8 protein-coding genes are annotated in these 7,896 nt (G+C 65.3%); 3 read left to right on the forward strand and 5 right to left on the reverse strand.

Annotation, left to right across the window (positions count from 1 at the left end; all coding sequences use genetic code 11):
- The 4 genes from WBV89_RS04735 to WBV89_RS04750 all read right to left on the reverse strand — a co-directional run.
- A partial coding sequence (locus tag WBV89_RS04735) for an alcohol dehydrogenase catalytic domain-containing protein (RefSeq protein WP_423980186.1) occupies positions 1 to 663 on the reverse strand: 663 nt, incomplete at its 3' end.
- On the reverse strand, positions 660 to 2,519 hold the full coding sequence (locus tag WBV89_RS04740) for a flavin-containing monooxygenase (protein WP_423980187.1): 1,860 nt from the start codon (positions 2,517 to 2,519) through the stop codon (positions 660 to 662). The genes WBV89_RS04735 and WBV89_RS04740, both read right to left, overlap by 4 nt.
- Positions 2,520 to 2,586: 67 nt before the next feature.
- On the reverse strand, positions 2,587 to 3,576 hold the full coding sequence (locus WBV89_RS04745; protein ID WP_423980191.1) for a phosphotransferase family protein: 990 nt from the start codon (positions 3,574 to 3,576) through the stop codon (positions 2,587 to 2,589).
- A gap of 77 nt (positions 3,577 to 3,653) precedes the next feature.
- The gene (locus WBV89_RS04750; RefSeq protein ID WP_423980188.1) at positions 3,654 to 4,952 is read right to left on the reverse strand and encodes an acyl-CoA dehydrogenase family protein; all 1,299 of its coding nucleotides are present in this window, start codon (positions 4,950 to 4,952) and stop codon (positions 3,654 to 3,656) included.
- Between the two features lie 98 nt (positions 4,953 to 5,050).
- Between WBV89_RS04750 and WBV89_RS04755 the strand changes: the two genes are divergently transcribed.
- From WBV89_RS04755 to WBV89_RS04765, 3 genes are all read left to right on the forward strand, one after another.
- On the forward strand, positions 5,051 to 5,728 hold the full coding sequence (locus WBV89_RS04755) for a helix-turn-helix domain-containing protein (RefSeq protein ID WP_423980189.1): 678 nt from the start codon (positions 5,051 to 5,053) through the stop codon (positions 5,726 to 5,728).
- On the forward strand, positions 5,719 to 6,480 hold the full coding sequence (locus WBV89_RS04760; RefSeq protein WP_423980192.1) for an SDR family NAD(P)-dependent oxidoreductase: 762 nt from the start codon (positions 5,719 to 5,721) through the stop codon (positions 6,478 to 6,480). The genes WBV89_RS04755 and WBV89_RS04760 overlap by 10 nt, the downstream gene beginning before the upstream one ends.
- 68 nt (positions 6,481 to 6,548) lie before the next feature.
- Positions 6,549 to 7,799 carry a phosphotransferase gene (locus WBV89_RS04765; RefSeq protein ID WP_423980190.1) on the forward strand — a complete coding sequence of 417 codons (1,251 nt, stop codon included), beginning with the start codon at positions 6,549 to 6,551 and terminating at the stop codon, positions 7,797 to 7,799.
- Here WBV89_RS04765 and WBV89_RS04770 read toward each other — a convergent pair.
- The coding region (locus WBV89_RS04770) for an AMP-binding enzyme (RefSeq protein ID WP_423980193.1) at positions 7,753 to 7,896 on the reverse strand (144 nt) is incomplete at its 5' end. The genes WBV89_RS04765 and WBV89_RS04770 overlap by 47 nt on opposite strands.

Raw genomic sequence — 7,896 nt, forward strand, 5'->3', positions numbered from 1 at the left:
GGCCAATGGCGTCGCGCCGAGTTCCACGGCGTGGTTGCGGCGGGCGGCGACCGGATCGATGGCGATGACGTGTGCTGCGCCGCTGATGTAGGCGAGCTCGACTCCCAGGAGGCCGATCGGTCCGAGGCCGACCACGGCGACGGTGTCGCCCGGCGTGATCGCACAGCGGTCGATGCCGAACTTGGCCGTGGCGAGCGCGTCGGTGAGGAGGAGCGCCTGTTCATCGGAGAGGTACTCGGGGATCGTGCGAATCGTGCGATCTGCGTTCGGAACCTGGACGAACTCGGCCTGGCCTCCCTGGAGTCGGGCCGAACATCCGAACGCCACGGTTGCACGGCACTGTCCGATGCCGGACAGACAGGCCCGGCAGTGTCCACAGCCCGCTCCGCCGGCGACGAACACTCGGTCGCCGATCGTCGAGTTGTGGACCATCGGTCCTGCTTCGACGACCTCGCCGATGAACTCGTGCCCGACACAGAACGGTTGGAGCCCCGCGGCGTAGTCGACCTTGCCGATGGCGTCGCCGTGGTAGATGTGCAGATCCGATCCGCAGATGCTGCACTTCTCGACCTTGATGATCACGCCGTTGTCGACGGTCAGCTCGGGGTCGTCGTAGGACTCGTAGCGAATGTCGCGTGGACCGTTGAAGACGAGCGCTTTCATCGCGTCGCCTCGATCACTTCGAGACCGTCCAGCTCGTCGTCCTCACGCCAGCCCTCGAGCTTGCTCCAGTACGCGGCCGACCCGTGCACGTACCCCTCCAGTCGGTTGTCGCGACGCTCACCGGCCGGCCGTCCCTCCTGGTTGTAATAGCCAGGGGTGCAGGTCTCGGGGGCACCGCCGAGCACGACGGCCAGCGGGTTGTAGCCAGGCTCGAGCTGCTCGTGGACGAACGCCTCCTCGGCTTCCGCGGAGGGTTGAATGGCCCGATTTCCACGTTTGCCGACCGTGTCGACGATGTACGCGACGTGGCGAGCTTGACCGTCGAGCGGCGAGCAGTAGTTGGGGCTGAGCGTTTGGGAGAACAGGCCGCCGAGCACGAACAGGTTCGGGAAGCCGTGCGACATGATGCCGTGCATCGTCCGATAGCCATCGTCCCAGTGGTCGACAAGCGGCTCGCCTCCGATGCCGTGAATCGGAACGGTCATGCGCTGCTTGAAGTCGCTGGTGATCTCGAACCCGCTCGCGTAGATGATGCAATCCACTTCGTACTCGACACCGTTCGCGACGAGGCCCTTCTCGGTGATTCGTTCGACACCCTTCGTCGAGCTGACATCGACCAATGTGACGTTCGGGCAGTTGAAGGTCGGCAGGTAGTTGTCCGAGAACGTGGGGCGTTTGCAAAAGAACCCGTACCAGGGTTTCAGCAGTTCGGCGTCGTCCTTGTCGGTCACGATCTCGTCGACGCGTGCGCGGACGTCGGTCATGCACATGTAGTCGGCGAGGTCGGCGAGCTCCTTCATCTGACCGATGTCGAAGGTGGACATGTCGACATGTGATCTGATCTGGTCGAGGTAGGCCCTGATCCGGAACAGCGACTCGCCTTCGAGGATCTTCTCCCGCGGCGCGTTGCCCGCCGACATCTGATCGAAGTCCCGCAGCAGTTGGGACTGCCAGTCGGACGGCATCGACTCGGTGAACCACTCGGGAGTCGACTCGTTGCCCCGTGGACTCACCGTCGACGGCGTGCGTTGGAAGACGTATGTCTCTTTCGCCCACTCGCCGACGTGGGGGACGACCTGGATACCCGTGGCGCCCGTGCCGATCACGGCGACACGCTTGTCTGCCAGCTTGGTGAGCCCGCCGGTGGTGTCACCGCCGGTGTAGTCGTAGTCCCAGCGGCTTGTGTGGAATGTGTGGCCTGTGAAGTCGTCGAGACCGGGAATGCCGGGCAGTCGCGGACGGGCGGCAGGTCCGGTGCCGATCGTCGCGAACTGCGCTCGAATCGTGTCGCCACGGTTGGTCGCGACCGTCCAATGTGCTGCTGCTTCGTCCCACCTCATGTCGGTGATCCAGGTGTGGAACAGAGCGTCCTCGTACAGGTCGAAGTGCTTGCCGATCCGCTGGGCGTGCTCGTAGATCTCGGGCGCGTACGAGTAGCGCTCCTTGGGGACATATCCCGTCTCTTCGAGCAGCGGCAGATACACGTAGGACTGGACGTCGCACTGCGCGCCGGGATATCGGTTCCAGTACCAGGTGCCGCCGAAGTCGCCCGCACCTTCGATGATGCGAATGTTTGTGTGCCCGGCCTCTTTGAGACGCGCTGCGGCGAGCAACCCGACCCAGCCTCCTCCGAGGACGATCACCTCCACGTTCTCATCGACGGCATCTCGGGGTGTGAGCGGGGTGTACGGATCCGCGACGAAACTCTCACTTCGCGCATTCGGGCCGACTCGCACGAACTGCTGATCGAAGTCGGTACGGACTCGCTTGTTGCGCTCCTCGGCGTACTTGGCAGCCAGGTCATCGGGGTCGAACCCGAAGTCGATCTGATCCTTCAATTGTTCGTACAGCGACATTGCGTCAGATACCTCGTGATGTTCGGTGGTCCAAGGGTGAATTGTTGAATGGGTGGTGTCGGCTCGGTCAGGACTGACGGATCAGAAGGTTGGCCTTGCGGAACAGGCTCAAGGTGATGGCGTGGAGGACGTCGCCGGTCGCCTGCGGGGCCTTGCCCTCGATCGCGCGCACGTGTGTGCCCTCCAGGATGATGCCGGTCTTGTAGCAGGCGAGAACGCCGTACCAGGCGGCCGCCGACACGTCGCGCCCGGATCGTTCTGCGTACCGGGCGACGAGTTCGTCGACGGATGGAAACGCCTGGACGAGGTCGGCGGCCGGCCCGGCGTTCGCCTCGTCGTCGGGAGTGCGGAAGGCAACGATGAGACCGAGGTCGATCAGCGGGTCGCCGATGGTGGTGAGCTCCCAGTCGACGATCGCAGCCAACTGCGGACGGTCGTGTCGGTACATGACGTTGGCGGTGTGATAGTCGCCGTGGATGATGCCGGGGGCCGAACCCTCCGGGCGATTCGCATCGAGCCAGTTCCCGACGTCGTCGATGCCTGGGATGTCGGGCATCCACTGGTCACTGATCTCGTGGTAGCCCGCGAGCTGGTTCCTCCAGCGACCGACCTGGCGTTCGAGGTAGCCGTCGGGCCGACCGAAGTCGCCGAGCCCGACTGCGACATGGTCGACCGTGGCGAGTGAAGCGGCGCCGTCGACGAGCGCGATACCCATCTCCCGCTGCATGGCGGGGTCGGACCGGTGCGGCTCGGGGAGCGCGGCGGCTGCGTTGAACCCGTCGACCGGCTCCATCAGGTAGAAGCTCGCTCCGAGCACCTCGGGGTCGGACTCACCCGCGATGAAGTCGGGGTGGGGCACGCTGGTGCCGGAGAGCGCAGCGAGTACCCGCGACTCTCGGCGCATCGTGTCGTCGCTGTTCGATCGCTTGTGCAGTGGTGGTCGACGCAGTACGTAGTCGCGGTCGGCCCGACGGAATCGGAGCAGGATGTTCTGCGTGCCGCCGGTGAGCAGCGACACATCGACGAGCTCGCCGGACCCGAGGTCCTGCTCGTCCATCCACTGGCGAAGTCGATCGAGGTCGACGCCTTCGACGATCGTGTTCGTGCTCACGGGGGTGGTCTCGGCGCAGACGATCAGTGCTCGGCGGCTTCGCGCTCGAAGTACGCGGCGTACTTCGCCCGTGCGGCAGCCTTGCGGGCGGGGATGTGGGCGCTGGGCCAGAGTCCGTCGACGGGCTTGTGTTCCCGGAGGACCTGACGGGCCACGGTGGTCTTGTGCACCTCGGTGGGACCGTCGGCGAGGGCCATCACCTCGGAGGCGATGAGCATCCCGGTGAACGGCATCTCGTTCGACACGCCGAGTGCGCCGTGCAGATGCATCGCCCGCAGCGCGACGTCGTGGTACACCTTCGGCATCGCGACCTTGACGGCGGAGATGTCCTTGCGGACCTTGCGGTAGTCGTTGTACTTGTCGATCTTCCACGCCGTGCGCAGGACCAGCAGCTTGAACTGTTCGATCTCGATCCACGTGTCGGCGATCTGTTCCTGCACCACGCCGAGCGACGCGAGCGGGCCGTTGCGGGTCTGTCGTGACAGTGCTCGTTCGCACATCATCGCGAAGGCCGCTTCGACCTGAGCGATGGTGCGCATCGCGTGATGGATGCGCCCGCCGCCGAGGCGGGTCTGAGCGATGGCGAACGCGGAGCCCGGGTCGCCGAGCAGGTGGTCGTTGCTCACCCGGACGTTGTCGTAGTGCATGTAGGCATGGCTGCCCTCGGCTTCGGTCTCGCTGCCGATCCCGGTGTTGCGGATGATGTTCACACCCGGCGTCTCGGCGGGGACGATGAACATCGACATGCCTTCGTAGGCGCTGACGTCGGGGTTGGTGACGACCATGACGATGAAGAAGCTGGCGAACTTGGCATTGGAGGAGAACCACTTCTCGCCGTTGATGATCCACTCGTCACCGTCCTGGACCGCGGTGGTGGTGAACATCGTCGGGTCTGCGCCGCCATGGGGTTCGGTCATCGAGTAGCACGAGCTGATCGTGCCGTCGAGCAGGGGCTGGAGGTAGCGCTCCTTCTGGGCGTCGCTGCCGTAGTGGGCGAGGATCTCGGCGTTGCCACTGTCGGGCGCCTGGCAGCCGAACACGCTCGGAGCGAATCGGGACCGGCCGAGGATCTGGTTCATCAGCGCGAGCTTCACCTGGCCGTAGCCGGGTCCACCGAGTTCGGGGCCGAGGTGGCAGGCCCACAGCCCACGTTCCCGGACCTGTTCCTGCAGCGGCGTGATGAGCGCAAGGCCGGCTGCGTCGGACTTGTCGTAGGGGTCGTCCAGCACGAGGTCGAGCGGCTCCACCTCGTTGGTGACGAACTCGTCCATCCAGTCGAGCTGTTCTTGAAATTCGGGGTCGGTCTCGAAGTCCCAGGCCATGGCGTTCTCCAGTTGGTTCGGTTCGCTCGATCGAGCGAGTGGTTCGGACTGTAACACAGCTGTTTCAAAACGACGACCTGGTGTGTTACCTTCGCTGCATGGACGAACGCGGGTCGAGTGGTCGAGACGGGCTGATCAACGCAGCGCGGCGACTCTTCGCCGAGCAGGGCGTTGACGCCGTGTCGTTGCGCGAGGTCGCTCGTGCCGCCGGTCATCGCAACACCAATGCGGTGCAGTACCACTTCGGGGATCGCGATGCGCTCGTCGCAGCCGTGGTCGAGCCGTTCGAACACGATGTCGGTGCCCGGCGAGCCGCACTCGTCGACGTCCTCGCCTCGGAAGCGGTTCCGTCGATGCGCTCGATCGCCGGCGCCCTGGTGCGTCCGTCGGCGGCGATGCTCGAAGTCCCCGAGGGGCGCGAGCACCTGCGCATCGTTGCCGAACTGATCATCGACATCGACCGGTTCAACGCGTCGACCGGTGCCGCCGACAACTGCCTGGTCGAATGGGATCGCCTGGCCCGATCGAACATGGCCGACACGACGCTCCCGCTCCACCGTCGCTACGCCGCCATCTCACTCTGCTTCAACGAACTCGGCCGGCGCGCCGCGACTCGTCGTCGACCCGACCACCGTCTCTTCGTCAGCGACCTGATCGACCTCGTGACCGGTGTGCTCCTCGCCGACGTGTCCGACGAGACGCGACACCTGCTCGACGAGCGAGAACGCCAACGCGTGAAGAAACAGCTCAACACAACCGAAAAGGCATCAACATGAACGACGAACTCCTGGACTTCACGGGCCAGGTCGCCCTGATCACCGGCGGCAGCCGCGGCCTCGGCCGCCAGATGGCGCTCGCCCTCGCCGCACGTGGCGCTGATGTGGTCGTCACCAGCCGCAAGGTCGACGCATGCGTCGACGTCGCGACGGAGATCGAGGCGATGGGACGCCAGGCCCTCCCGTACGGGTGCCACGTTGCGGACTGGGATCAGATCGACGGGCTCGTCGAGGCGGCCTACGAGCGCTTCGGCAAGATCGACATCCTGATCAACAACGCCGGCATGTCGCCGCTCTACGACAAGATCAGCGATCTCTCGTCAGAGCTCTTCGACAAGGTGGTGGGGGTCAACCTCAAGGGACCGTTCCGATTGATGGCCGTCGTCGGCGAGCGGATGGTCGCCGACGGTGGCGGATCGATCATCAACGTCAGCAGCGTCGCCGCCGAGCGTCCCATGCCGGGAGCCGAACCGTACGGCGCCGCCAAAGCGGGACTGAACGCGCTCACCCGTTCCTTTGCGTTCGCGCTCGGCCCGTCGGTGCGAGTGAACTGCATCATCGCCGGACCGTTCCTCACCGACATCTCCGACCACTGGAACATGGACGCCTTCGAGAAGGACGCACAGATCAATCTGGCACTGAAGCGAGGTGGCGAACCCGACGAGATCGTCGGCGCAGCCCTGTACCTCGCCAGCCGCACCAGCTCGTTCACCACCGGCACGCTGATGCGCGTCGACGGCGGAGGGCGATAGCTCGCAAGAGCTGCAAACGGGGACCGAACGGCCGTCGCTCCGTTCCAACGAAGAGAAGGACTTGTTGCATGGGGGCACCGACACCGACAACGCTCGAGGGGTTCACGCCGGCCTGGCTGACCGATGAGCTTCGGCGATCGGGCACGATCGGCCCGGACTCGACCGTGACTGCGGTCGACCAGACCATCCTCGGTGAAGGCGAGGGCTTCATGGGCGTGCTCGCTCGGCTCGCGCTGTCGTACGACGGTCCGGTTGGCCCGGCAACGATGATCGCGAAGATCCCTACTCCGGTCGACCGGAACCGGGCCGCCGGTCGGGCGATCGGCGTGTACGAGCGCGAGGTTCGCGTGTACTCCGACATCCTGCCTGCGATCGACATCCCGAAACCGAAGGTCTACAGCGCCATCTACGAGGCCGACGGCCACGAGCCGAAGATGCGCGCCCAGACGATCAAGGTCGATCGTTTCCCCCTCTGGTTGCTGCGCAGACTGATCATGCGAGAGCAGGGCAAGTCGTTCGTTCCGCCGTGCGTCATGCTGATCGAGGACCTCGCCGACGGTGAGATCGGCGACCAGGTCGCCGGGGCGTCGCCGGAACGAGCTGCCGCGGCGTTGTCGGTGTTCGCCCGTCTGCACGCTGCGACATGGGGAGCGGTGAGTGTGCCGGACGTGCATTGGACCAAGGGGCCCGACACCATCCCGCGGCTCGTCCACGCGCTCTATCTCAACGGTCGCGAGAAGTTCCTGGACGCGGCGGCTCCGTACTTCTCGCCGCACTCTGTTGCTCTGTATGAATCACTGAGCGCGACGGGGGTCGAGCGGGTGAAGAGACAGCGTGTCGAGGTCCCGCAGTGCTTGCTGCATGGCGACGCCCGCCTCGACAACATGTTCTTCGGTCCCGATGGTTCGGTCGGGGCCCTCATCGACTGGCAGACCGCAACACCCGGACCCGTCGTGGTCGACGTCGCCTACTTCATGATGTCGTCGCTGCAGCACGACGTACCCGAATCCGTGGTCGACGAGCTCCTCGCTGGCTACCACGCCGAGCTGGTCGCCAACGGAGTGAACGACTATCCCTTCGACCGATTCCTCGCCGACTATCTCGACGCCACGCTCATCGTCCTGCATCGGTCCACGGGGCTCATCGAGGCAGCGGACCTCGGCGATGGCCGTGGCGTGGAACTGATGGAGAAGTGGCTCCGGCGGATCGACGCCCGCCTGCAACGGGTCGCTCCGCAGCCGTCACCGGTCGGAAGCGGCCGGGTTCGGCAGTTCATCGGCCGGAGTCGCCATCCAGCGTCTTCAACATCCGGCGCATGACCTTGCCGGTGCTCGTCTTCGGGACGTCGTCGACGAACTGGACGAGGCGGGGCACCTTGTATGCCGCGAGCGTCCCGCGGCAGAACTCGATGATCTC

It is taken from the genome of Ilumatobacter sp. (assembly GCF_049588435.1).
Taxonomy (GTDB): Bacteria; Actinomycetota; Acidimicrobiia; order Acidimicrobiales; family Ilumatobacteraceae; genus Ilumatobacter_A.

What these genes read in the sequence shown, in the direction of transcription:
- WBV89_RS04765 (WP_423980190.1), top strand. Translation starts at nt 6,549, where the DNA reads ATGGGGGCACCGACACCGACAACGCTCGAGGGGTTCACGCCGGCCTGG.
- WBV89_RS04745 (WP_423980191.1), bottom strand. Translation starts at nt 3,576, where the DNA reads ATGGACGAGCAGGACCTCGGGTCCGGCGAGCTCGTCGATGTGTCGCTG.
- WBV89_RS04740 (WP_423980187.1), bottom strand. Translation starts at nt 2,519, where the DNA reads ATGTCGCTGTACGAACAATTGAAGGATCAGATCGACTTCGGGTTCGAC.
- WBV89_RS04750 (WP_423980188.1), bottom strand. Translation starts at nt 4,952, where the DNA reads ATGGCCTGGGACTTCGAGACCGACCCCGAATTTCAAGAACAGCTCGAC.
- WBV89_RS04755 (WP_423980189.1), top strand. Translation starts at nt 5,051, where the DNA reads ATGGACGAACGCGGGTCGAGTGGTCGAGACGGGCTGATCAACGCAGCG.